The organism is Streptomyces sp. NBC_00083 (assembly GCF_026343295.1).
In the GTDB taxonomy this organism is placed as follows: Bacteria; Actinomycetota; Actinomycetes; order Streptomycetales; family Streptomycetaceae; genus Streptomyces.
Genome location: NZ_JAPELY010000003.1, coordinates 97,187 through 120,096, shown reverse-complemented (window position 1 = coordinate 120,096; position 22,910 = coordinate 97,187). Strand labels below are relative to the sequence as shown.

19 protein-coding genes and 1 pseudogene are annotated in these 22,910 nt (G+C 71.8%); 10 read left to right on the top strand and 10 right to left on the bottom strand.

Annotated elements, in window-relative coordinates; all coding sequences use genetic code 11:
- Window positions 1–190: 190 nt before the first annotated feature.
- On the bottom strand, window positions 191–412 hold the full coding sequence (locus OOJ98_RS24405; RefSeq protein ID WP_053725806.1) for a hypothetical protein: 222 nt from the start codon (window positions 410–412) through the stop codon (window positions 191–193).
- A gap of 267 nt (window positions 413–679) precedes the next feature.
- On the opposite strand from OOJ98_RS24405, the gene OOJ98_RS24400 reads away from it, so the two are divergent.
- Complete coding sequence (locus tag OOJ98_RS24400) at window positions 680–1,513, top strand: metalloregulator ArsR/SmtB family transcription factor (RefSeq protein WP_267057157.1); 834 nt, start codon at window positions 680–682, stop codon at window positions 1,511–1,513.
- 195 nt (window positions 1,514–1,708) lie between these two features.
- Here OOJ98_RS24400 and gcl read toward each other — a convergent pair whose 3' ends face one another.
- The gene (gene gcl, locus OOJ98_RS24395) at window positions 1,709–3,490 is read right to left on the bottom strand and encodes a glyoxylate carboligase (RefSeq protein WP_267058220.1); all 1,782 of its coding nucleotides are present in this window, start codon (window positions 3,488–3,490) and stop codon (window positions 1,709–1,711) included.
- Window positions 3,491–3,793: 303 nt separating this feature from the next.
- Between gcl and OOJ98_RS24390 the strand changes: the two genes are divergently transcribed.
- Window positions 3,794–4,519 (top strand): hypothetical protein, encoded by a 726-nt coding sequence (locus tag OOJ98_RS24390; RefSeq protein ID WP_267058219.1) that lies wholly within the window; start codon window positions 3,794–3,796, stop codon window positions 4,517–4,519.
- Window positions 4,520–4,536: 17 nt separating this feature from the next.
- Here OOJ98_RS24390 and OOJ98_RS24385 read toward each other — a convergent pair whose 3' ends face one another.
- From OOJ98_RS24385 to OOJ98_RS24375, 3 genes are all read right to left on the bottom strand, one after another.
- Entirely contained in the window at window positions 4,537–6,144 is a 1,608-nt protein-coding gene (locus tag OOJ98_RS24385; protein WP_267057156.1) for an AMP-binding protein, read from the bottom strand.
- 115 nt (window positions 6,145–6,259) lie between these two features.
- On the bottom strand, window positions 6,260–7,801 hold the full coding sequence (locus tag OOJ98_RS24380) for an AMP-binding protein (protein ID WP_267057155.1): 1,542 nt from the start codon (window positions 7,799–7,801) through the stop codon (window positions 6,260–6,262).
- Window positions 7,802–7,929: 128 nt separating this feature from the next.
- Window positions 7,930–8,856, bottom strand: a complete 927-nt coding sequence (locus OOJ98_RS24375; protein ID WP_267057154.1) for a helix-turn-helix domain-containing protein — start codon at window positions 8,854–8,856, stop codon at window positions 7,930–7,932.
- Between the two features lie 30 nt (window positions 8,857–8,886).
- Between OOJ98_RS24375 and OOJ98_RS24370 the strand changes: the two genes are divergently transcribed.
- Window positions 8,887–10,146, top strand: a complete 1,260-nt coding sequence (locus OOJ98_RS24370; RefSeq protein WP_267057153.1) for an MFS transporter — start codon at window positions 8,887–8,889, stop codon at window positions 10,144–10,146.
- Between the two features lie 30 nt (window positions 10,147–10,176).
- Here the strand turns inward: OOJ98_RS24370 and dmpI are convergent.
- Both dmpI and OOJ98_RS24360 read right to left on the bottom strand, forming a co-directional pair.
- Window positions 10,177–10,362 (bottom strand): annotated as a pseudogene (dmpI, locus tag OOJ98_RS24365) (4-oxalocrotonate tautomerase DmpI); the annotation flags it as partial.
- A gap of 134 nt (window positions 10,363–10,496) precedes the next feature.
- Window positions 10,497–11,369: a LysR family transcriptional regulator gene (locus tag OOJ98_RS24360; RefSeq protein WP_267057151.1), complete on the bottom strand. Its 873-nt coding sequence runs from the start codon at window positions 11,367–11,369 to the stop codon at window positions 10,497–10,499.
- A gap of 199 nt (window positions 11,370–11,568) precedes the next feature.
- Here OOJ98_RS24360 and OOJ98_RS24355 point away from each other — a divergent pair, with 199 nt between their 5' ends.
- Window positions 11,569–12,228 carry a LysE family translocator gene (locus tag OOJ98_RS24355; protein ID WP_267057150.1) on the top strand — a complete coding sequence of 220 codons (660 nt, stop codon included), beginning with the start codon at window positions 11,569–11,571 and terminating at the stop codon, window positions 12,226–12,228.
- A 679-nt stretch (window positions 12,229–12,907) separates the two neighbouring features.
- Window positions 12,908–13,258 (top strand): SAV_915 family protein, encoded by a 351-nt coding sequence (locus OOJ98_RS24350; protein WP_267057149.1) that lies wholly within the window; start codon window positions 12,908–12,910, stop codon window positions 13,256–13,258.
- A gap of 117 nt (window positions 13,259–13,375) precedes the next feature.
- On the opposite strand, the gene OOJ98_RS24345 is transcribed toward OOJ98_RS24350, so the two are convergent.
- Window positions 13,376–14,269: an NADP-dependent oxidoreductase gene (locus OOJ98_RS24345; protein ID WP_267057148.1), complete on the bottom strand. Its 894-nt coding sequence runs from the start codon at window positions 14,267–14,269 to the stop codon at window positions 13,376–13,378.
- A gap of 70 nt (window positions 14,270–14,339) precedes the next feature.
- Between OOJ98_RS24345 and OOJ98_RS24340 the strand changes: the two genes are divergently transcribed.
- The gene (locus OOJ98_RS24340) at window positions 14,340–14,915 is read left to right on the top strand and encodes a TetR/AcrR family transcriptional regulator (protein ID WP_267057147.1); all 576 of its coding nucleotides are present in this window, start codon (window positions 14,340–14,342) and stop codon (window positions 14,913–14,915) included.
- Window positions 14,916–15,373: 458 nt separating this feature from the next.
- Here the strand turns inward: OOJ98_RS24340 and OOJ98_RS24335 are convergent, their stop codons facing one another.
- The gene (locus tag OOJ98_RS24335; RefSeq protein ID WP_267057146.1) at window positions 15,374–16,516 is read right to left on the bottom strand and encodes a winged helix DNA-binding domain-containing protein; all 1,143 of its coding nucleotides are present in this window, start codon (window positions 16,514–16,516) and stop codon (window positions 15,374–15,376) included.
- Between the two features lie 370 nt (window positions 16,517–16,886).
- Here OOJ98_RS24335 and OOJ98_RS24330 point away from each other — a divergent pair, with 370 nt between their 5' ends.
- From OOJ98_RS24330 to OOJ98_RS24315, 4 genes are all read left to right on the top strand, one after another.
- Window positions 16,887–18,122, top strand: a complete 1,236-nt coding sequence (locus OOJ98_RS24330) for a magnesium and cobalt transport protein CorA (protein WP_267057145.1) — start codon at window positions 16,887–16,889, stop codon at window positions 18,120–18,122.
- Window positions 18,123–18,483: 361 nt separating this feature from the next.
- On the top strand, window positions 18,484–18,939 hold the full coding sequence (locus OOJ98_RS24325) for a hypothetical protein (RefSeq protein ID WP_267057144.1): 456 nt from the start codon (window positions 18,484–18,486) through the stop codon (window positions 18,937–18,939).
- Window positions 18,940–19,414: 475 nt separating this feature from the next.
- Window positions 19,415–19,630 (top strand): DUF6243 family protein, encoded by a 216-nt coding sequence (locus OOJ98_RS24320; protein ID WP_267057143.1) that lies wholly within the window; start codon window positions 19,415–19,417, stop codon window positions 19,628–19,630.
- Window positions 19,631–20,088: 458 nt separating this feature from the next.
- Window positions 20,089–21,384: a phosphatase PAP2 family protein gene (locus OOJ98_RS24315; protein ID WP_267057142.1), complete on the top strand. Its 1,296-nt coding sequence runs from the start codon at window positions 20,089–20,091 to the stop codon at window positions 21,382–21,384.
- 127 nt (window positions 21,385–21,511) lie between these two features.
- On the opposite strand, the gene OOJ98_RS24310 is transcribed toward OOJ98_RS24315, so the two are convergent.
- A complete protein-coding gene (locus OOJ98_RS24310; RefSeq protein ID WP_267058218.1) occupies window positions 21,512–22,522 on the bottom strand; it encodes a CdaR family transcriptional regulator in 1,011 nt (336 codons plus the stop codon).
- Window positions 22,523–22,910 lie beyond the last annotated feature (388 nt).

Here is a 22,910-nt window from a genome sequence, read left to right as displayed (position 1 = left end):
GGCAGGGGGCCGAGGACATGGAGCCGCAGGCAGAGGGCCGCGGACCCGGGAGCCGAGGACAGAGGCGGAGCCGCACGCCCCGAGGTTCACCCGGACGGGCAGCCGCGCGACGCCGCAAGGGCCCCCGGACACGCCCCCGGCCCGGACCGCAGCGACGGTCCGGGCCGGGGCTCTCCCCAAGGGGCGGAGGCTAGAGCTTGTCCATGCGGGTGTACGGGCTGACGATTCGGGCCTGGCGGGAGCCGAAGTCGACGAGCATCGCGACGCCGTCCTCGACCCCGATGATGGTGCCCAGGCCGAACTGGTCGTGTGTGACCCGGTCTCCCAGGATGAAGTGCTTGGCCGCCGGGGCGTCCGGGGCTTTGAAGGGGCTGGTGGGCAGGTGGCGCCGGGGCGCGGATGGCTTCGTCATCGTCACCCCAGTATGCGCCGCCGAGGGGCCCGAAGGGCAGGGCCGCCGGGTGACGATGGGGAATCGATCCGGTCCTGACACCGACCGCAACGCGTCCAGGTGCGAAAATCGTCACGAATTGACAGGCAACCGTACGGTTGCGAACGTGGAGCCGAAGGCGTGTGCGCGCGGCCGAGGAACGCGAAGCCGAAGGCGTGCGCGCGGGCGCGGAACCGCGGAGTTCGGATCGCCGCCGCACGACGGCGGGGAATGGAGGCGGAGGCACGCGTGGACGACGTATTCCGGGCGCTCGCCGATGCCAGCAGGCGCCGCCTGCTCGACCGGCTCCGGGTGCGGGACGGGCAGACGCTGCGGGAGCTGTGCGCGGGGCTCGCGATGTCGCGGCAGGCCGTGAGCAAGCACCTGACGGTGCTGGAGACGGCCGGCCTGGTCACCTCGGAGCGGCGCGGCCGGGAGAAGCTCCACCATCTGAATCCGGTCCCGATCCAGGAGCTGTCCGACCGCTGGATCGGGAAGTACCGGCCCGGCAGATCCGCCCCGGGCGGCCGCCGCGGGGCACACCGCCCTGCACAGGAGCACGAGCACGAGCACGAGCATGAGGAGGAAGTCGCCGTGGCCGAGCCCGAGTTCGAGTACGCCATCTACATCCAGACCACCCCCGAGCGGCTCTACGCGGCCCTGACCGACGCCGAGTTCGCCCAGCGGTACTTCGGCGGCTGGGGTCCCATGTCGGTGTGGCGGGTGGGATCGCCGGTGCTCTGGAAGATGGGACCCGACGGGGGGTACGAGGACCTGGACCAGGTCGTCCTCGCGGCGGAGCCGGGCCGGCGGCTCGCGTACACCTGGCACCGGATTCTCTCGATGCACCGTCAACTCTTCGACAGCGAGGAGGAGTTCGAGCGGGCGCGGGCCGAGCAGTCCCGGGTCGCCTTCGACATCGAGCCCGCCCGGCCGGCCTCGCTCGGCGTGAAGCTGACGCTCACGCACGACGGCTTCGACTCCCCGGACAGCGAGATGCTCAAGGGAGTCAGCGGCGGCTGGGTGATGATCCTCTCCACCCTCAAGACGCTCCTGGAGCGGGAGGGCGACGGCACGGCCTAGGGCCTGTCCGGCGGCGCATGCGTCCGGCCCCCGCTCCCCAGTGCGGGGGAACGGGGGCCGGACCGTCTGCGGGCGGTGCCACGAGCCCCGGCGCGCAGGCCGGGTCCCGGAGGACCGTGGTTCCGGAGAACCGTGGTTCCCGAGGCCATCGCTCACGGAGCCATGACCCGGGAACCGGGCATCAGGACACCGCGGTCAGGAGGCCGTCAGGGGGCGGATCGCCGTCGGGGCGTGACCCGGCTCGGTGGCCAGCTCCTCGAACTCGCTGATGTCGCTGATGTCGTTGGTGCGGCTCATCGAGATGTTCGTGATCCGCTCCAGGATCGCCTCGACGACGACCGGGACACGGAACTCGGCGGCCAGCTTCTTGGCCTCCTCGAACGCGGGCAGCAGCTGGTCCGGCTCGGTGACGCGGATCGCCTTGCAGCCCAGACCCTCGACGACCTTGATGTGGTCGACGCCGTAGACGCCCAGCTCCGGGGAGTTGATGTTCTCGAACTCCAGGTTGACCTGGAAGTTGATGTCCAGGCCGATCTGCGCCTGACGGATCAGGCCCAGGTAGGCGTTGTTCACGAGGACGTGGACGTACGGGATCTTGTGCTGCGCGCCGACCGCCAGCTCCTCCAGCATGAACTGGAAGTCGTAGTCGCCGGACAGGGCGACGACGGGAACCTCGGGGTCGGCGGTCGCGGCACCGAGGGCGGCCGGGATGGTCCAGCCGAGCGGGCCGGCCTGGCCGCAGTTGATCCAGTTGCGCGGCTTGTAGACGTGCAGCATCTGCGCGCCGGCGATCTGGGAGAGGCCGATGGTGGTGACGTAACGCGTCTCCGGGCCGAAGGCCTTGTTCATCTCCTCGTAGACCCGCTGCGGCTTCATCGGCACGTTGTCGAAGTGCGTACGGCGCTGCAGCGTGGACTTGCGCTCCAGGTGCGAGGCGACCCAGGCGGAGCGGTCGGGCAGCTTGCCCGCGGCCTTCAGCTCCTTGGCGACCTCGACGAAGAGCTCCAGGGCGGCCTTGGCGTCGGAGGCGATGCCGTAGTCCGGAGCGAAGATCTTGCCGATCTGGGTGGGCTCGATGTCGACGTGGACGAACTTGCGGCCCTGGGTGTACACGTCGAGCTTGTAACCGGTGTGACGGTTGGCCCAGCGGTTGCCGATGCCGAGGACGAAGTCCGACTCCAGGAACGTCGCGTTGCCGTAGCGGTGCGAGGTCTGCAGACCCACCATGCCGGCGTTCAGCTCGTGGTCGTCGGCGATGGTGCCCCAGCCCATGAGGGTGGGGATGACCGGGGTGTTGGTGATCTCGGCGAACTCGACCAGGAGGTCGGAGGCGTCCGCGTTGATGATGCCGCCACCGGCGACGATCAGCGGGCGCTCGGACTCCAGGAGGAAGGTGATGGCCTTCTCGATCTGGGCGCGGCTCGCGGTCGGCTTGTAGACCGGCAGCGGCTGGTACGTCTCCGGGTCGAAGTCGATCTCGGTGAGCTGGACGTCGATCGGCAGGTCGATGAGGACCGGGCCGGGACGGCCGGAGCGCATCAGGTGGAAGGCCTGCTGGAAGACGCCGGGGACCTGCGCGGCCTCCAGGACGGTCGTCGCGGCCTTGGTGACCGGCTTGGCGATCGAGGCGATGTCGACCGCCTGGAAGTCCTCCTTGTGGATCACCGCGACCGGGGCCTGGCCGGTGATGCACAGGATCGGGATGGAGTCACCGATCGCGGAGTAGAGACCCGTGATCATGTCGGTGCCCGCGGGGCCCGACGTACCGATGCAGACACCGATGTTGCCCGGGTTGGCGCGGGTGTATCCCTCCGCCATGTGGGAGGCGCCCTCGACGTGGCGGGCGAGGGTGTGGTCGATGCCACCGCCCTCCTTGAGCGCCCGGTAGAACGGGTTGATCGCCGCGCCCGGCACGCCGAAGGCGTGGCTGACGCCTTCGAGCTTGAGGATCTCAACTGCCGCTCGGGCAGCGGTCATACGAGGCATGGGGTGCTCCTGCTTCGGCCGGGCGGAATGGGCTCAGGCGCCGCCGCCTGGCCGCGCCACCTTCGAGCTTGTTTCCGTAATGCGGAAGTATCATTCTGCTATGTGGAAGCAATGTAGGACGGCTTCGCCAGCGCGTCAAGGGAGGGCCGGGATGCGCGAATGCGCCACGCGGCGGTCGCCGTTGGTGGACCATGGATCGCGGGGCCCCCACGACGGCGGCGGAGGGGCTCGTCCGGCACAGGGAGCGCGCGCCCCGTGAGGGTCGCGCCGGCGAGGTCGTGGATGCGGGGGCGGATGAACGGCGAGGGCGTACCGGTGCGCTGTCCGGGCTGCGGGCGGGACCACGTCTATGTGCCGCCCGCCTACCCCTGCGCCTGCGGCGCCCCCCTCGCGCCGCCCATCCAGCGGGGCGCCCCGCCCTCCCCGATCACCCACCGGACCTGGACGGACACGTGGGTCACTGTCCGGTGCCGGGCCTGTGACCTGCAGAGCCAGTGGCCGCAGCCGGAGCTCGGCTGCTCCTGCGGGACGGTCCTCAGGGTGCCGGTGCGCCCCGTGACCGCCCCGCCGCTCCCGAGCGAGCCGCCCGCACCTCCCCCGCCCGCGCCGGCGGCGCCCCGGCCCGCGGGCGCGCGGACCCGCAGGGCGTTCAGGCCCCGTACGATCCGGACCGCGCGGGACACGGTGACGGCAGCCGCGCTCTACCTGGCCTGGCTGGGTTTCCGCGATCTGTACCGGGCCGAGCCGCGTCCCGCCTCCGGCATCGATCTGCGCGGCCGGGGCCTGGTCGCCCGGGTGGACCCGACGACCCGGCCCGCCTCACTGCGGGCGGTCGAGTGCCTGTGGCTGCACGCCATGACCGCGGAGGCCCGCGGGGTGCACTTCTCGCTCGCCGGATACTCGCGGGACGCCCTGGAACGCGCCGACGCCCTGAGCGTCCCGCTGTTCGTGCTCGACCTGACGGGGACGCCGGCGCCGGTCAACGAGGCCGCCCGACGACTCGTCGCGGCCGCCACCTGAGGGCGCCCCGGGCGGGTTCAGGCGCCGTACGCCTCCCGCAGTTCCACCTTGCGCACCTTGCCGCTCACCGTCATCGGGAAGGCGGAGAGAATCCGCAGGTGGCGGGGGATCTTGTAATGCGCGAGCCGATCGCGGCAGTACGCGGTCACCTCGTCCAGGGTGGGCGGATCCGCGGGGTCGCGCGGGATGACGCAGGCCAGGATCTCCTCGCCGTACCGCTCGTCGGGAACGCCCACGACCTGCACATCGCTGATCTTGGGATGCCCGTAGAGGAACTCCTCGATCTCCCGCGGATAGACGTTCTCGCCACCACGGATGATCATGTCCTTGATCCGGCCGACGATCTCCACGTACCCGTCCTCGCGCATCACCGCGAGGTCACCGGTGTGCATCCAGCGCCCCTCGTCGATGGCCGCCGCGCTCTGCTCGGGCTCGTCCCAGTAGCCAAGCATCACGCTGTAGCCACGGGTGCGGAGCTCGCCCGGCTCCCCGCGCGCGACGGTGACGCCGGTGGCCGGGTCGACGACCTTCACCTCGACGTGCGGCATGACCCGGCCGACCGTGCCGGTGCGCCGCTCCAGGTCGTCGTCGGTCCGGGTCTGCGTGGAGACCGGAGAGGTCTCGGTCATGCCGTAGCAGATGGACACCTCGGCCATGTGCATGTCGGCCACCACCCGCTTCATCACCTCCGCCGGGCACGGCGAGCCCGCCATGATCCCGGTGCGCAGCGAGGAGAGGTCGTACGCGGCGAAGCCGGGCAGGTTCAGCTCCGCGATGAACATGGTGGGAACGCCGTACAGCGACGTGCAGCGCTCCGCCGCCACGGCACGCAGGGTCGCCTCCGGGTCGAAGGACGGCGCCGGGATCACGATGCAGGCACCGTGCGAGGTGGCCGCCAGGTTGCCCATCACCATGCCGAAGCAGTGGTAGAACGGCACCGGCACACAGATCCGGTCGGCAGGCGTGTAGCCGAGCAACTCCCCCACGAAATAACCGTTGTTGAGGACGTTGTGATGGGAGAGCGTGGCACCTTTCGGGAAGCCCGTCGTGCCCGAGGTGTACTGGATGTTGACCGCGTCGTCGCACGACAACTGGGCCTCGCGGAGCGCCAGTTCCGCGCGTGGGACATCGCTCCCGCGCGCCAACAGGGCGCCCCACCCCGCGTCGCCGATGAAGACGGTGCGCAGCAGCGCCGGGCAGCCGCTCCGCACCTGCTCCACCATCGCCCGGTAGTCGCTCGTCTTGTGGGCCAGTGAGGCGAACAGGACCGAGACCCCGGCCTGCTTCAGGACATACTCCAACTCGTGTACGCGGTAGGCCGGGTTGATGTTGACCAGGACGGCACCGATCCGCGCCGTGGCGTACTGCACCATCACCCACTCGGGGCAGTTCACCGCCCAGATGCCGACCCGGTCGCCCTTGGCGACGCCGACGGCGAGCAGTGCGGACGCCAACTGCTCGACTTCCAGGCCGAATTGGGCGTAGGTCCAGCGCCGTCCCGACGCCTGGTCGACCAGCGCCTCGCGCTCCCCGTGCGCCCGGACCGTCCGGTCCAGATCGGCGCCGATCGTGTCGCCGAGCAGGGCGGTGTCGCTCACCCCATGGGCGTACGAGTAAGTCACCATCGCAGCGCGCCTCACTTCCTCAGCCGGGACATCCAGCATGCCCCGACCGCCCGTGACCTGCCTACCCTCACGCGCCGGGAAGATCGTCCCGCCCGGCCCTGCCGCACCCGGTCCGTCAGTTGATCTCGCGCTCAAGGCCGGACCAGTACGGCTCGCGCAGCTTGAACTTCTGGATCTTGCCGGTGGCCGTGCGCGGAATGGCCTCGCGGAACTCGACGCTGGTCGGCGCCTTGTAACGGGCCGCCCGTTCCTTGCAGTACGCGATGACGTCGGCCTCCGTGAGGGACGCGCCCTCCACCAGGACCACGAGCGCCTTGATCGTCTCGCCCCACTTCTCGTGCGGCACACCGATGACGGCGACCTCGGCGACGTCGGGGTGGCTGAAAATCGTGTCCTCGACCTCGATCGACGACACGTTCTCGCCGCCGGTGATGATCACGTCCTTCTTGCGGTCCGAGATCGTCAGACAGCCGTCGCTCTCGTCGATCGTGCCGCCGTCCCCGGTGTGGAACCAGCCGTCCCTGAGCGCGGCCGCGCTCTCTTCGGGCTTCTCCCAGTAGCCGTCGAGCACGACGTTGGACCGGGCGAGCACCTCGCCGGAGTCGGACACCTTCAGCTTCACGCCGAGCGCGGGGACCCCGGCCCGCGACAGCCGGTGCGCCCGCTCCCCGGCCGGGAGCGCCTCGTCGGCCGGCCGGGTCCGGTTCATGGTGAGCAGCGGGGACGTCTCGGTGAGCCCGTAGATCTGCAGGAACTCCCAGCCGAGCTCCTCCTCCATCCGCTGGATCATCCGGCTCGGCGGCGGAGCCCCGGCACACACCACGCGGACGCGGTCACGGCCCGGGATCTCCCCGCGCCACGACGCCGCCGCGTCGAGCACCGCGTTCCACACGGCCGGGGCGCCGCACATCAGCGTGACGCCGTGCTCCTCGACCCGGCGCAGGATCTCGGGTCCGTCGACCTTGCGCAGCACGACCTGCTTCACACCGAGCCCGGCCATCACGTACGGCATGCCCCAGCCGTTGCAGTGGAACATCGGCAGGGTGTGCATGTAGACATCGCGCTCCCAGGCCCGGGTGTGCAGTCCGAACGTGAGGCCGTTGACCCAGATGTTGCGGTGGGTCAGCTGAACTCCCTTGGGGCGCGCGGTCGTTCCGGACGTGTAGTTGATGGTGGCCGTCGCGTCCTCGTCGGGGTTGGACCACGGGCGCGGCGCGACGCCGAAGCGCATGAGAGCGCTCTCGGTCTGCTCGCCGAGCACGAACCGGTGGCGCGCCGTGACGCCGGACAGCGCCTCGTCCACCTCGGGGTCGAGGAGCAGCACCGACGCGCCGCTCTGGCGCACCACGTACTCGACCTCCTCCGGCTTGAGGCGGAAGTTGACCGGCACGCAGATCCGCCCGCTCATCGGCACCGCGAACAGCAGCTCCAGCATCCGCGCCGAGTTGTGGCTGACCACCGCGATCCGCTCGCCCTCGCCGACACCGAGCGCGTCGAACCCCGCCTGCCAGGCGCGGACCCGCTCGGCGAACCGGCCATAGGTCAGTCCGGGCACCGCCGGGGCCGGCTGGTCCGGCTCGTCGACGACGCCGGTACTGGAGGAGAACCCCAGCTCCGCCCGGTCGAGGAAGTCCGAGACCGTCATCGGTGTCCGCATCGCTCTTCTCCCCTGTCCGCAAGATCCGCTGCATGTGTCGTACGCAGTCTGGTACCTGCCGACGCCTCCAGCGGCCGAAACGACGAATTGACCTGCTCAGAGCGGCGAGCGGGGCGCCCGGCCACGCATCAAGCCAGTGCGAGAAGGGACACACCGGACGCGGGGTCGTCGGGAAGGTAGGCCAGAAAGTGGTGCCCGGGTTCGTCGACGGCGGCGAGCTTGACCGAGCGCAGACGCAACTCGCCCGCCGCGGGATGCCGAAAGCGCTTCACGGCCGGCCGGAACTCGGCGGTCTCCCGCTCGGCGAGCCAGCGCGCGGCGTCGGCGTCCGCACTGATCGCCTCGATGATCTCGGCGTACCTCGGATCGTCCGGCCGACGGGCTGCCCGCGCCCTGAACTGGCCCAGCAGCGTGCGCGCTTCGGGCTCCCAGTCGGCGAGCAGGGTCCGGCACGGCGGCCAGCGGAACACCAGCCAGAGCATGTTGCGGCGCTTGGGCGGCAGCCGGGCGAGGTCGGTCACGAGCGCCGCGTACGCGCTGTTCCACGCCAGCAGGTCCCAGTGCGGATCGATGACCATCGCCGGGTGCGGAAGCAGCGCGTCGACCAAGGAACGCAGGTGGGGCGAGACCCAGCCGGCCGGCGCGGCGGGCGGCGGCGCGGCGTCCTCCGCGAACGACAGCACATGGGCGGTCTCGGCGGGGTCCAGCCGGAGAGCGCGCGCGACGGCCCGCAACACCTGGGCCGAGGTGCGCACCCGGCCCTGTTCCAGCCACGCGTACCAGGAGACGCTGATGCCCGCGGACTCGGCGACCTCCGCGCGGCGCAGGCCCGGGGTGCGGCGGCGCGGCGTGACGGGCAGCCCCAACTCGCCAGGCGCCAGGCGCTCGCGGCGCGAGCGGAGAAACGCGCCGAGCTCCGCGCGGGGGTCGGGTGAGTCCGTCAGGGTCAGCCTGCCTCGGTGTCCAGGGGGCGGGGTCTGAGGGGTTCGGAGGGATCGGGGTTCGGGGTTCGGGGTTCGGAGGGTGTGAGTGATGGTAATCGGCTGAGCGGACACGGGCCCGGCTCGCCCTGCTGAGCTGGGGACATGACCTCTTCACCGCCCCGTCGGGGGCTTCTGTGCGCCGCCGGGCTCGTCAGCAACTTCGACCGCTTCTCGATCGCCCCGATGCTGGTACTCATCGGAGCGGCCCTGCATGTGCCGCTCGGCACGGCCGCGGCCGCCGCGAGCGCGTACACCCTCGGATACGGTCTCGCCCAGCCCGCCTGGGGCATGGCGAGCGACCGCTTCGGGCGGGTGCGGGTGATGCGCCTGTCGCTGGCGGCGGCCTCACTGGGAGCGCTCTCATCGGCGGTGGCGCCGGGAGCGGTCTCGCTCGTCGTGGCGCGCGGGCTGACCGGAGCGTGCTTCGCGGCCGCCATCGCGGGCTCCTTGACGTATGTGGGCGACACGGTGGCGCCGGCCGAACGGCACCGTGCGCTCGGCTCGTTGATGTCGGCGTTCGCGCTGGGCACGGCGCTGGCCACCGTTGTCGCCGGAGCGCTGGCCCACTGGGTGAGCTGGCGCCTGGTGTTCGCGCTCCCGGGACTGATCGCCGCCTGCCTGGCCCTGGCGCTGCGCCGGCTGCCCGAGCCCGCACTCGCACCGCGCGAGGGCGGCGCGCTGCGGACGGCCGTACGGTCCCGGTGGCAGTGGTACGTGATGGGTGTGGCCCTGCTCGAAGGCGGCGTCCTGCTGGGCTGCTTCACCTATCTGCCACCGGCCCTGGAGTCGCTGGGCGCGGCCCCGGGGACCGCGGGAGCGGTGGCGGCGCTGTACGGGGTCGCGGCGATGGGCGGCGCCCAGCTGGTGCGACGCACCGCCCGGCACCTCGGCCCGGTCGCGTTGATCGTGCTGGGCGGCACTCAGGTCACGCTCGCCTACGGCGTGGCCGCGGTGCACCCGTCCCTGGTGACGCTGGGCCTGGGCGCGGTGCTGCTCGGCGGCGGATGGGCGTTCCTGCACTCGACGGTGCAGGCGTGGGCGACCCTGCTGGTGCCGCAGGCACGGGCCAGTGGGATCGCCCTGTTCGGGGTGGCCCTGTACCTGGGCAGCGCCCTCGGTACGGAACTCGCCTCCGGTCCGGCCCAACAGGGCGGATTCCAGGCGTTGTTCGGGGCGGCGGCGGCGCTGGCAATTCCGCTCACCGCGGCGGCGGCGTACGGGCGGCGGCGGTATGGGCGGGACCGGGACGGCGGGGGCGGCGGGGACGGCGGGATGCCGGGTTCGGCGCCCGCCGCGCCGAGAGCGCTCTCGGCGGACGGTCCTCAGGCCGTCCGACCCCCGTGCGGCCGGCCTCCCGCGTGACGCCCCGGGACGCCCTCGGGGCGCTCGCGGCTACTTGTCGGCGGTCAGCACCCCCGCCGCGCCCCAACTGTCCTTGGGAACCTCGTGGATCCACACCTGGACCGTCTCGGCCGGAAGCTTGTACGCGTCGACGAACGCGTCCGTGACGCGCTTGACCAGTTCGCGCTTCTGCTCGACGTCGCGGGGACCCTGCTGGATGGTGACGACGGGCACGGCCGAACTCCTCTGTCAGCGGTGGCTTCCCGGTGTTCCGGGCCGCTCACCGGCGTGACCCCAGTCCATCGGATCCGTACCGCCCGACCAAGAGTCAGAGCGCGACCGCAGCGATCGGCTTTCGTGATCGTCGCTGGTCAGATCGGTTCCGGATCGACTGAACACGCTCTCAGGAGCAGCTCGACGGAGGCCGGGGGGTGCTCGGCGGCGACCACGAGGGCGGTGGACAGGGAGAGGCCCGGGGCGCGGACCGGCCGGAAGGCGACGCGGGGCGTGTGGAGCGCGCGGGCGTGGGCGGCGTACACCACGGTCCACAGTGAGCCGGTCCCGATGGCGGCCAGGGTGTTCTGCAGCGACCCGCCGACGGGCCCCGGGACCGGCTCGAACCCGGCGGCGTGGCAGGCGCCCACAACCAGGTCGACGAGGGCGGGGTTGGAGCGGCGTTCGGTGATGCACAGGGGAAGTGCGGCCAGCTCTGAGAGCGCGATCTCTTCGTGGCGGGCGAGGGGATGCGCGGCGGGGAGGGCGACGACCAGCGGGTCCTGCCACAGCGGCACGGCGCGCAGGCCGGGGACGGGTTCCGGGGCGCGTACGAAGGCGGCGTCGAGCCGGCCGTCGGCGACCTGGGCCAGGCGCTCGCGCGCGGGCGCGGAGGTCAGTTCGACGGCGGTGTCGGGAGCGAGCCGGGCGAAGACGTCGAGCACGCGGTCGAGGTGCTCGCCGAGCCCGTTGCTGGTGCCGAGCCGCAGAGTGGAGCGTTCGCGGACGGCGGCCCTGGCCCGTTCGGCGGCGGCGAGCACCTCGCGCGCCTCGGGAAGCAACCGCTCTCCGGACGCGGTGAGACGTACGTGCCGGGACGACCGGTCGAACAGCTCGCGCCCCAACTCCCTTTCCAGACGCCGTATTTGCTGGCTCACCGCCGACTGGACGATGTGCAGCCGCTCGGCGGCCCGCCCGAAGTGAAGCTCTTCGGCGACGGTGACGAAGTAGCTGAGCTGCCGCAATTCCATGCGGGCGACTTTATCGAGAGCGCTCCGGGGCCCCGGCTACGAAGGGGCGGGCCTCCCGTGCGGAGGGCTCGGGCCTCGCGTGCGGAGGGGCCGCGGGGAGGGCCGGAGCGGGAAGCGCCGGGGTGGGGCCGGGCGGGGCCGGTAGCGGGAGTGGTCGACGCCCTGGGCTCCTGGGCACGGGTGAGGTTGAATGACGGACATGGTGTCCACCGATCGCTATCTCGCCTTCGCCGCGATGTCCCTCCTTGTGATCGCGATCCCGGGACCGAGCGTGCTGTTCGTGATCGGCCGGGCCCTCGCGCACGGCCGACGTACCGCTCTCGCGACGGTCCTCGGCAACGTCCTCGGCTCCTACGTGCTGGTGTGCGCGGTGGCGCTGGGGATCGGCGCGCTGGTGGAGCGTTCGGCGTCGGTGTTCATGGCGGTGAAGCTGGCGGGTGCCGCGTACCTCGTACTCCTCGGGGTGCAGGCCTACCGGCACCGTAAGGACATGCGGCTCGGGGTGGCGTCCATCGGCGAGGCGGCGGCCGTGGCCCGGCCGGCCCACGGCGATCTGCGGACGGTCGCGGACGGCGTCCTGGTGGGCGTCACCAACCCGAAGGGCATCGTGTTCTTCGCGGCGGTACTGCCGCAGTTCGTGGACCACACGGCCGGGCACCTGCCGTCGCAGATGCTGCTGCTCGGACTGATCCCCATCACGATCGGGCTGATCACGGACACCCTGTGGGGCCTGGGAGCGGCGGCGGCCCGCGGCTGGTTCGCCCGCTCCGAACGACGACTGTCGCTGATCGGCGGCGCGGGGGGCTTCGCGATGATCGGGCTCGGCGTGACGGTGGCGGCGACGGGCCGCGCCGACTGAGCGCAGCGCCGGGGCAGGTGATGGAGGGGTGCAAAGGCAGCAGCGTCATCGACACGGCTCCGGGCCGGTCCGCCGGAGCCGTGTCCAGGGGCACCCAGGATGCGGAACCGACCCAGGCCTGGAACGGGCTCGGCTCTGGTGCAGCAGTAGCGACCGGGCGGGATCGGCACGGCTTGGTCGTATTCGTCGTAGCAATAGGACGGCACAGCATCGCCATCGGTCCGGCCACGGCCCGGCGCTGGTTCGGCATCGGCGCGGGCGCGCGCCACGCTCCGTCCCGGCACGGGGCGGAACGACACGGCTCCGGCGTGGGGCGGCACCGTGTCGGTGTGGACACCGGTACGGTACGCAATTCATCCGCACGGCTCCGCGTTCGGCACGGCACCGGCGCGGATCGCCAACACCGCAATGGGCAGGGCGCGTTGCGGTAACCACGCCTCCCCGGCGACACTCCACCCGACACCCGGGGGGATGAACCCGTCGCGCGGCACCGCATGCGCACCACCCGCCTACGCCGACCCGCGCCCCCGCGCCGACCTGCAACAGGAACGCGTCAAAAACGGTGGCGGCGGGGTCAATACCGCGTCATCGCGGGAGACCGGGGCGGTACCGGGGGCATAACTTCAGACGCACGGGCGCATGACGCGTACGGCATCCGCACTCCCCACCGGAGGACACCATGGACAGCCTCACCATCGAGGACGCCGATCCCGACGAACGCCGCCCGGCAGGGCCACTGTATGTGCCGGTTCGGCTCGGCTCTGCCGGAGGGCATCAACTCCGTTTCCTGCGCGACGAGTTCGGCGCACGCACCGCGGTCGGATTCACGAGCCGGGACCGGCTGGCCGCCGTCCTGGGCGGCGAGCAGAGGTGGATCCGGCTGGCGGAACCAGCGCTGAGAGCGCTCTCGGCGCCGCTCGGCGTAACGAGTCTGACCGTCGACCCGGTCCTCACCCCGCCGGTCCCGCACAGCCGCCAGAGCCAGACCCCGCCCCTGTGCGCACGCAGGGGCCACGCGCTGAGCGCCTAGCGAGTCGGGCCGGGGCTGGGGCGGTGCGCCGGCGGGCTGAGGGCGGTGCACCGGCGGGTTGAGGGCGGTGCACCCAGTGACCGGCCGTTCGATGTGCGATGCCGGGCGGGCCGCGGCTCAGACGACCAGGACCCGGCGCCCGCGGGTGTGGCCGGCGCGACTGTCAGTGTGAGCCGCCGCTGCCTCGGCGAGCGAGTACGACTTCTCGATTGGGATGTGGAGCCTGCCCCGGGCGATGAGGTCGACGGCCTCGGCGAGCGCGTCCGGCACGCTCCCGGCCACGCCGGAGAACCGGACGCCCAGCTGCGGCGCGCCGAGGTCGGCGATGGAGACGACCTTGCGCGGATCCCCGGTCAGCTCGATGAGTTCGCGGATCACGCCCGAGCCGGCCAGGTCGAGGGCCGCGTCGACCCGACCCAGGTGCCGCACCCGTTCCACCCAGCCCTCGTTGTAGGTCGTGGCGAGGGCGCCCAGGCCACGCAGGTAGTCCTGGTTCGCAGCCCCGGCCGTGCCGATCACCGTGATGCCGCGCGCGCGGGCGATCTGCAGCACCGCCGACCCGACGCCGCCGGACGCGCCGCTCACCATCAGCGTCTGCCCAGCCCGCACGCCGACCTCGCGGATGATGCGCAGCGCGGTCTCCACCACCGACGGGTACCCGGCCGCCTCCTCGAAGGCCAGCCCTTCGGGGATCCGGGCCCAGGCCGACAACACGGCGAATTCGGCGTACGTGTCGGCGCCTTCGCCGAACACGCGGTCGCCGACCTCGACCCCCTCGACGCCCTCGCCGACCTCATCCACCACCCCGGCGGCGTCCTGTCCGACCCCGGCGGGCAGCTCTACCGGATGGGCTCCCAGGACCTGGCCCTCCCGAATCCTCCAGTCGACGGGATTGACACCCGCCGCCCGTACGGCGATGCGTATCCGGCCGGGGCTCGCGTGGGGCTCCTCGGCTTCCACCAGTTGCAGGACCTCGGGACCGCCGAACTCGGCAAAAGTAACTTTCCTCATGCGAACGAAGCTAGCACTAACGGTTAGGGTTTCACAACGGTTAGGAATTCCTACCTGGTAGTGTCAGGGCATGACCGAGCTGCCCGGACGCCGCGAACGCAAGAAGGCCGCGACCCGTCAGAAGATCGCTGACACCGCTCTGCGCCTCTTCCTGGAGCGCGGGTACGACGCCGTGGGCATCCGTGACGTGGCGGCCGAGGCCGACGTGGCCGTCACCACTGTCTTCGCCCACTTCGCCTCAAAGGAGGCCCTGGTGTTCGAGCGCGACCAGGACTTCGAGCAGCGCCTCACTAGGGCGGTAACCGACCGGCCTCCGCGTGAGCCGCTCATCCTGGCGCTGCACCGCGAGGTCCGGACCCTGGTGCGGCACTGCACGGCGGAGGGAAGTGCCCCCGTCCGACGCATGATCGAGGGATCGCCCGCCCTGCGGGAATACGAAGATTCGATGAGCCTGCGTCACGCGCAGGCGCTGGCAGCGGCGCTGGCCGCCGATCCCCACCTGTCCCGGAGTGCGACGGCCTGCCAGGCAACCGCGCGGTTCGCCATCGACGCCTACGCGCTGGCCTGCCGGGCGGACGATCCCATGGCCACGGTGGACGAGGTCTTCCGGATGATCGAGGCGGCCTGGGAAGCCACCGCGCCCTGAGCGGGGGGGGGGGCGCCGCGCCCGCCCTGAGCCGGGGGGGCGCCGCGCACTGCGGCTGGTGCCGGGGCCGACACACGACACGTGCGGGTTGCCCTGGGGTGCCCGTACCGGCCCTGTTCGCCCGATCATGTGACCGCGGCCGGACCTGGGTCGTCGGCCCGGCCATCGGGTGCACTGCACCCAGTTCGAGCTTGTGCCCGCGGGAGCCCTCGTCATCCGGATCCACACATGATCGGCCGGACAGCTCCTAGCGGGCCGGGGCCAAGGTGGCGTGGCCTGCGGGGCGATGTAGAGGCGGCGTAACTGGCCGGTGCGGCGTGCGGAGGACCGTGCGCCGACCTGAGGGAGCCGGGAGCGGGCGGGTGCGTGCGGGCGAGAGCGCTCTCAGCCCATCCAGCGTCCGCCCACCCGGATCCGCACCCAAACGGCGGAAGCGCTCTCAGGCAACCGAAGCCCCCTCAGACGGCGGCGAAATCCCCGAACCGTACGTCGTAAGAGGTGGCCGAGGTCATGTCGGCGAGCAGCCGCGCGCCCTCCTCGGCCACCTCCGCGCGATCCGCCCGCCCGAGCTTGCCGAACGGCTGCACGGTGAGCAGGGCGCCCCCGCCCTTCTGCTCGTCGATCCGCCAGATCCCGGCGAGGAACCCATCCACGAGCAGCGTGCAGTGCGCCTGATTGCCGCTCCAGCTGCGTCCCTTGTACTCGGCCGGAATGACGCGAGTCCGGTCGGCGTGCGAGAGCAGCAGGTTGTCGAACTCCGGCAGGAGGCGTACCGGCGCCGGGGTGTCCTCGGCCGGGCGGGTGGCGTCCGGCAGGTCGAAGAGTTCGATGCCGTTCTCGTCGTGGAAGAGCGCGAGCCGGGGGCGCAGCCGGTCGAAGACGCCGGCGAGGCGGGTCAGCCCCGACCAGGTCTGCATGTCCTTGACCGAGGCCGGACCGAAGGCTGCCAGGTAACGCAGCACGGTTTCGTCGGGTGCGGGCACGGGTTGGGCCGGGCGGCCGAGCCAGCGCTCGATCGTGGTGAGCGCGACCTGGCCGCTGCGGCCCCACAGGCCGCGCGGGGTGACCTGTACCAGGGGGAGTACACAGCGGGCGGCGACGGACAGGGCGAAGGGATCCGCGTCCGGCCACTTGGCGAGGAGCGCGACCCGGAGTTCCTTCATGGTGTGCGGCCGGTCCTCGACCAGGGTGCGTACGACGTCACCGAGGTGGTCCGTGTCGACCCCGGTCAGCCCTTTGCGGAACGCGTTCAGCTCGCGGTCCCGTGCGGCCTGCACGAGGGGGCGCAGGGTGAGAGCGTCGGCCGCGGTGTGCGTGTGGATGGTGGATCGTATGGTGACGATCCGCACGACCTCGCGCTGCTCCATCAGCTCTGAGAGCGCTTCCGGCCGGAACCCGGCGAGCCGTGACCAGAGGGCGAAGTAGGGCGGCTTGACGTTCTGGGCCTGCAGCCCGAGCAGGTGGGCGACGGCGTCCTTGGGCGAGAGCGTGGCACTGCGTCGCAGCAGGAGCTGACGGTCGAGGGTGGCGCGGTTGAGCGCACGGCGCGAGAGCACGGGGCGGTCGTGCCGGGGTGCGCCGGTGCGCGCGGTCGAGGCCATGGCGCGCACGGTACTCCACACCGAGAGCGGGGCCGGGCCCAGCGCAGGGGAGCAGACCCAGCCCTCCCGGGCCGCACCCCCTCGCCGCACCGCCCCCTCGACGCCCCGCCGCCACGCCACGCCGCCGCCCCGCCGCCCCTTGGAAGCGCTCTCACAGCCGGAGCGCGCCGGCGGCGAGCCGCATACATGGAAGGTGACCCCGCTGCCTCCCACCCCCGCCTCCCCAGACCCATCCACCCCTCGCCACCCACCAACCGACATCCGCCATCCATGCCCGCGCCATTTGAGGCGTATATCCTGCTCCGGGGGCATACGGACGAAGGTGACGACCGCCCGCCGGGCCGGTCGGAGAGCGGGAGGTGAGGTGGCCATGCCCGAACGACGCGGCCGCCCCGCGCGACCATCGAAGCTCCATTCCTGGCGCCGGCAGCCCTCCGCCGCACCGCCCCCTCCCCCGGACTCGGCTTCCAGCGCCGGTACGCGCGGAGCAGCGGCGGCTCCCGGCGGAGCCGGGGCTCGGCCCGGGGCTCCCCGCGCCGTACCCACGAAGGACAGCGAGGACGGGGCACAGCCCGGCAGCCGGGTGGGGAGCATCGTCCAGTCCTCCCTGTACCGGGACGGGCGGCACATCGCATCGCCGGGCACCCTCGCGGAGACGTTCCGCCAGCTGCGCGAGACGCCCGACGGCATGGCGTGGATCGGCCTGCAACGCCCCTCCGAGGCCGAACTGCATTCCCTGGCAGCCGAGTTCGACCTGCATGAGCTCGCGGTGGAGGACGCACTCGAAGCCCACCAGCGCCCGAAGCTGGAACGGTACGGAGACACCCTCTTCGTCGTGCTGCGCGCGGCCCGCTACCTCGACGCCCCGGAGGAGGTCGACTTCGGGGAACTCCACGTCTTCACCGGCCGGGACTTCCTCATCACGGTCCGCCACGGCGCCGCCCCGGACCTCTCCGCGGTCCGCCGCCGCATGGAGGAGGACCCCGAACTCCTCGCGCTGGGCCCGGAAGCCGTGCTGTACGCGATCCTCGACGCAGTGGTGGACGGGTACGCGCCCGTCGTCTCGGGCGTCCAGAACGACATCGACGAGATCGAGACGGAAGTCTTCCGAGGCGACCCGGAAGTGTCCCGCCGCATCTATGAACTCTCCCGGGAAATGGTCGAGTTCCAACGCGCCACCCGCCCCCTGGTCGGCATGCTGCACGGCCTGATGGCCGGCTTCGCGAAGTACGGCACCGACGAAGAACTCCAGCGCTACCTGCGCGATGTCGCCGACCACGTGACCCACATCAGCGAACGAGTCGACGGCTTCCGCCAGGCCCTCACGGACATCCTCACCGTGAACGCCACCCTGGTGACCCAGCAACAGAACGCGGAAATGCGGGCGTTGGCAGAGGCGGGCTTCGAGCAGAACGAAGAAATCAAGAAGATCTCGTCGTGGGCCGCCATCCTGTTTGCACCCACCCTCGTCGGCACGATCTACGGCATGAACTTCGAGCGTATGCCGGAGCTGGGGTGGGCGCTCGGCTACCCGTTCGCGATCCTGCTGATGGCGGGGGTCTGCGTGAGCCTGTACTTCATCTTCAAGCGGCGGGACTGGCTGTAGACCCGCTCGCGAATGGTCGATCGCTTCACAGAACCGCCGCCCGGCTCGCGACTGGGCGAGACTCCCGGCGCGCTCCGAAGCGAGCATCCACCTCGGCATCACCGCCCCGACGGCCCGTCGCCTCTCCCGCCGCCTCTCCGGCGATGCCGGACCTCATGGCCGTGGCCGGGTTCGCTCGGTTCGCTCGGTTCGCTCGGCAGACCGTGGATCGTCGCCCCACAGCGGGGAGGTCGACGGAACTCGTATGGCCAGTTCCAAGTAGCTGGCAACCGGCTTCGTCAGCACACTGACCTCGTGAAACCGAGCGGATTGTCCGCACGGTCCCGCTTCTTCGGAGGAACTTGTGAGCCGACCCGGACGCGTGATCACCCCCATCCTGTCCGCGCTGCTCGTCTCGGCCGGCCTGGCAGTCGCGGTGGCTGCCCCGGCCCACGCCGACACAGCCACCTGTCAGGCACAGACGACCAAAGCCGGCAACAGCAACAACGACGCGATCACGAGCGACGATCTCCAAGCCTTCGACCCGTCGGGCGCCCTCCAGTACAACCAGGACACGACCGCCGCGATTACCGCGGCGGCCCAAGGGTGCGCCGGCGTCACCAACGAGGCCACCATCCAGTCGGACCTCACCAGCGCGGGCCAGAACGTGACGGCGGCGACTACCGCCAACAAAGCCGCGGTCGCCGCCGTCGCTGCGAAGAACTACACCGAAGCCCAGACTCAGATGAATACGGCCCGCAGCCAGGAGCAGAAAGCCAAGAGTTCCTTGTGCGACGCAGCGACCCTCGCGGGCGGCACTACACCTGTTGGCTGCTGAATTCACTCTGTCTGAGCGGTACTTCACGTATGGCCGTGGCTTCGTCGGTTTCTTCCCACGGGCACGCCAACCGCCGGAGCGCTTACGTGAGCCTCTGCGTCGGCCACCCCACGGCAGTTCGGCCTCGGCCGCCGACGAGGTCAGCTCCCGCTGAGGCCCGAGCGCGGGTCATCGGATCCCCGGGAGGGAGCCCGGGAGCATGCGCGGACCCGGCCCCGCTGGTCCCCACCCCCTGCTCGCCGGGGCGGCCCTGCCGTGCTCTCGAAGGGGCGTCCCCCGCTCGTCCGGCCGAGGCCGGGCAGCAAGAAAGTGTGGCGCGCGGGGCCCACCGGACCGGGTAACGTCTTTGTCATGTTCTTCCAGACACCGATTTACGAGTGAGCGTGTGACGGGTTCCTGCTGACGTCCCTCGATGTCGCGCCCGTCCCCCACCGATGAATCCGTAGATCACTTCACATCTTCACCGGGAGAGCCCGTGACCGACAGCAAGAACATCAACAACCCCGTGGGCCAGGGCGGCGGCCAGCGCAAGAAGCTGTCCCGGGCCGAACGTCAGAACAACGGCCCCCACCGCAACCGCGACCGCCAGAACGTCGCCGACCAGAAGGCGGAGCTGGTGCGCAAGATGCGCGAGAAGGCAGCTGCGGCCAAGAGCGCCGAGCAGACGAGCGACGACAGCGCACAGAGCTGACGCCACGCCGCCTCAGGGCGGCGCCGCACAGGACAGGACGGGGCCCGGACCGCGACGCGTGGTCCGGGCCCCCGCTCTGTATCCGAAGCCGAACTCTCCGGACCCCGCGAGTCCCACCGCGCCGGGCTCACGGGCACGCCGCGCCGGACCCCGCCGAACCACCACCGGGCCACCGGGACGCGGCCCCCTCACCCGCAACCGCAGTCCCCGCACCCCCCTGGCATGATCGACCCCGAGGCGGGTGTCCGGCTCGGTCTTCTTGCGGTGGTTCGTGACGTGCTTCTTGCGGTCGTTCGTGACGTGCCTCGTGGGGAGGGTGAGGTGGGCGCTCGGAAGGCATCTACCTAGACGGCCAGACATTGATACGCATCGTTTCGCGCAGGTCCTCCGGGGCGAACCCGGTCCCCCGCACTGCCCCGCCCGCCCCGCCCGCCCCGACGGGCAGCGGGGCGCGTCGGGTGGTGTGGGGCGTCGGCGGGCTCGTCGCCCTGGGGTTTCTCGTGGGGCTCGAGGTGTTCGCGCGGAGGCACGGGATACCCGGGCCCCTCACCGCCCAGCTGCGCGAAGTGGTCTTCCCGGCCAAGCCGGGGCCGCTGTACGGCGGGCTGGCGCTGATGATGGTCGTGCTCACCTGGCGGCAGCGGTTCGTCGCGGCCGGCGTCGCCGTCGGGATCGACCTCGTGTTCGCCCTGGCGCGCTGGGCGGCCGGCGTGACGGTGCCCGAGGGGCAGTATTTCGGCAACGGCGCCCTGTGGGCGATGCTCGGCTGCGCCGTCTTCGCCCTCGCCCGCCGCACCGGTGCGGAACGCTTCCTGCTCCTGAAGGGCGTCGGGCTCGGGCTGCTGCTCGTGACCGGGCGCAAGATCGGTGACACCTGGCTGCTCATCACCTCGCGCACCCGGCCCACCGTCCTCGACCCGTACGTCGCGACCGCCGACCACGCGCTCGGCAACCCCTCGTGGGCCGCCGGCCGGATACTCAAGGCCATGGGCCCGCTGAGCGGCCATGTGATCCATGTGGTCTACGCACAGCTCGCGGTGGCCGCCGTCGTGGTCGCCCTCTACCAGTTGCGCAACGTGGCGGCCGAGCGCCGCTTTCCGCGCCACCATCTGGTGCGCACGTTCCTGTTGATCGGTCTTCTCGGGCCCGCCATCTACATGGTCTTCCCTGTGGTCGGACCGGTCTTCGCCTACGGTCCCGGCACCTCCGGCACCGGAGGCGTCGAGTGGGCCGTGGCCAACCTGTGGCCCCACACGCCGCCGCCCGTCGGCATTCCGCACCCGGTCCCGTACGACGGGATCACGCCCCGCAACTGCATGCCCAGCCTGCATACGGCGTGGGCCACCGCGATCTTCATCCACACCCGGAAGGGGCCTCGACTCCTGCGGTTCGCCGGGGCGTTCTGGCTCGTGGCCACCCTCGGCGCGACGCTGGGGTTCGGATACCACTACGGCGTGGACCTCGTGGCCGGGGTGGTGTTCTCGCTCACCGTCGAGGCCGCACTGCGCACCTACGACCGCGGCTGGGACCGGTCCGGGGTCCGCCTGGTCGCGTACGGCACGACGGTCTTCGCGGCGCTGCTCCTCTCGTACCGCCGGCTGTCGGTGCCCATGGCCGAGCACGCGTGGGTGTTCGGCCCGCTCGTCGTGCTCGCGATGCTCTCCGTCATCTACGGATACCTGCGGACCACGCGCGGCTGGCAGCCGGAGGCCGTGCCTGTGCTGCTGCCGGCGCCGCGGCCCGAGCCGGTGTGAGTCCGGAGCGCGGACGGAACGCGCCGGCCCGGATGCCGTGCAGTGGACGGACCGCCTCGGCCCGACTACCGGTGCCGGGGACGCACCGTGCCGACGGCCGGCCGCGTCGACGACGGACCCGTCCGCATCACAGCTCGTTCGCCGGCCAGTCCAGCAGCCGGGCCCCGATGACGGCGGTCTGCAGGGTGTAGCGGTGGACCGGGTCGGCCGGGTCGGCTCCGGTGAGCTGGTGGACGCGTTCCATGCGGTACGTGAAGGCCCGCACGCTCAGGCTGAGCCGGCGGGCCGCCTCGGCGGCGACGCAGCCCGCGTCGAAGTAGGCGGTGAGGGTGTCGAGGAGCGACTCGGGGCCGCCGCGCGCACCCCGCAGTGGCCCGAGCGCGCGGTGCACCAGGTCCGCCATGGCCTGGCGGTCACGCATCAGGACCGGGAAGACCAACAGGTCGGCGGCGTGCAGCACCGGGCCTTCGAGGTGCATGCGGGTCGCGAGGTCGAGCGCGTTGAGGGCCTCCTCGTAGGAGTGCGCGACGCCGCCCGCGCCGGGGTGCGGGCGGCCGATCGCGACCCGGCCCAGGGTGGCGGCGTGGGCCTGTTTCGCGAAGTGGCGCAGGACGTCGTCCTGGTCGGCCGGGGCCACGCAGATGAGCCGGCCGTCCTTGGTGGTGGACAGGACGCGCCGGTTCCCGAAGCGGCCGAAGAGCGCCTGGCGCACCCGCTGGGTCGCGGGATGCGCGTCGTCGTACGCGTCCGGGCCCTCGGCGACGGCCACGGCGTGGGCGTGGGAGAGCAGCAGCCCGAAGCGCTCGGAGCGCCCCGCCAGGTTTCCCGGGTCGCTGCGCCCGTACAGGAGGTCGTCGATGAACTCGCGGCGCGCCGCCTCCTCTTGGCGTACGGCGAGGAGTTGAGCGCGCTCGTGGCCTTCGGCGAGGGCGTCGATGACCTGGCCGACGGTGGCCAGGAGGTGGTCGAACGAGGCACGCGGCAGGTCCGGGCAGGCGCTCCGGGCCGTCGCCAAGTGCTGCTGCACCAGCGTACGCAGGCTGAGGCCGGCTTCGGCGGCGCGTCCGCCGAGGGCGCGGCGCGACTCCAATTCGTCCCGGGTGAGGCGGCGGCCGGTGGCGCAGGTCTCGGCGAGTATGCGGGCGTAGCCGTCGAGGTAGTCCGTCGACAGGCCCTGCTCGGCACCCTGCTCGGCGCCCTGGGCCGAGCCCAGCCCAACGCCCAGCCCAGCGCCCAGCCCTGCACCCCGGACAGAACCCTGTCCCGCATCCCCGCCGGAGCCCGGCCCCTGGCCCGGCCCCGAGTCTCGCCCCGCACCCCCACCGGGGCCAGGCCGCACGCCCTGCCCCAACTCCCGCCCCGCCACTCGGTCTCCTGATGTTCGATGCGCCGGTGCCGGCTTGTTGACGGGCCCGTCCAGTCAGTATCCGGCATCAGGGAATCGTAAAGACTGCCGGGATCCGGCAATGCGAACAGGCGTGCCCCGTGGCCAAGATGACCGAGGGGGAACACGGGGGAAACCGCTC

Excerpts from the sequence above, each read along its gene's own strand:
- OOJ98_RS24405 (WP_053725806.1), bottom strand. The coding sequence starts at position 412 with ATGACGAAGCCATCCGCGCCCCGGCGCCACCTGCCCACCAGCCCCTTC.
- gcl (WP_267058220.1), bottom strand. The coding sequence starts at position 3,490 with ATGACCGCTGCCCGAGCGGCAGTTGAGATCCTCAAGCTCGAAGGCGTC.
- OOJ98_RS24390 (WP_267058219.1), top strand. The coding sequence starts at position 3,794 with ATGAACGGCGAGGGCGTACCGGTGCGCTGTCCGGGCTGCGGGCGGGAC.
- OOJ98_RS24385 (WP_267057156.1), bottom strand. The coding sequence starts at position 6,144 with ATGGTGACTTACTCGTACGCCCATGGGGTGAGCGACACCGCCCTGCTC.
- OOJ98_RS24380 (WP_267057155.1), bottom strand. The coding sequence starts at position 7,801 with ATGCGGACACCGATGACGGTCTCGGACTTCCTCGACCGGGCGGAGCTG.
- OOJ98_RS24370 (WP_267057153.1), top strand. The coding sequence starts at position 8,887 with ATGACCTCTTCACCGCCCCGTCGGGGGCTTCTGTGCGCCGCCGGGCTC.
- OOJ98_RS24360 (WP_267057151.1), bottom strand. The coding sequence starts at position 11,369 with ATGGAATTGCGGCAGCTCAGCTACTTCGTCACCGTCGCCGAAGAGCTT.
- OOJ98_RS24355 (WP_267057150.1), top strand. The coding sequence starts at position 11,569 with ATGGTGTCCACCGATCGCTATCTCGCCTTCGCCGCGATGTCCCTCCTT.
- OOJ98_RS24350 (WP_267057149.1), top strand. The coding sequence starts at position 12,908 with ATGGACAGCCTCACCATCGAGGACGCCGATCCCGACGAACGCCGCCCG.
- OOJ98_RS24345 (WP_267057148.1), bottom strand. The coding sequence starts at position 14,269 with ATGAGGAAAGTTACTTTTGCCGAGTTCGGCGGTCCCGAGGTCCTGCAA.
- OOJ98_RS24340 (WP_267057147.1), top strand. The coding sequence starts at position 14,340 with ATGACCGAGCTGCCCGGACGCCGCGAACGCAAGAAGGCCGCGACCCGT.
- OOJ98_RS24335 (WP_267057146.1), bottom strand. The coding sequence starts at position 16,516 with ATGGCCTCGACCGCGCGCACCGGCGCACCCCGGCACGACCGCCCCGTG.
- OOJ98_RS24330 (WP_267057145.1), top strand. The coding sequence starts at position 16,887 with ATGCCCGAACGACGCGGCCGCCCCGCGCGACCATCGAAGCTCCATTCC.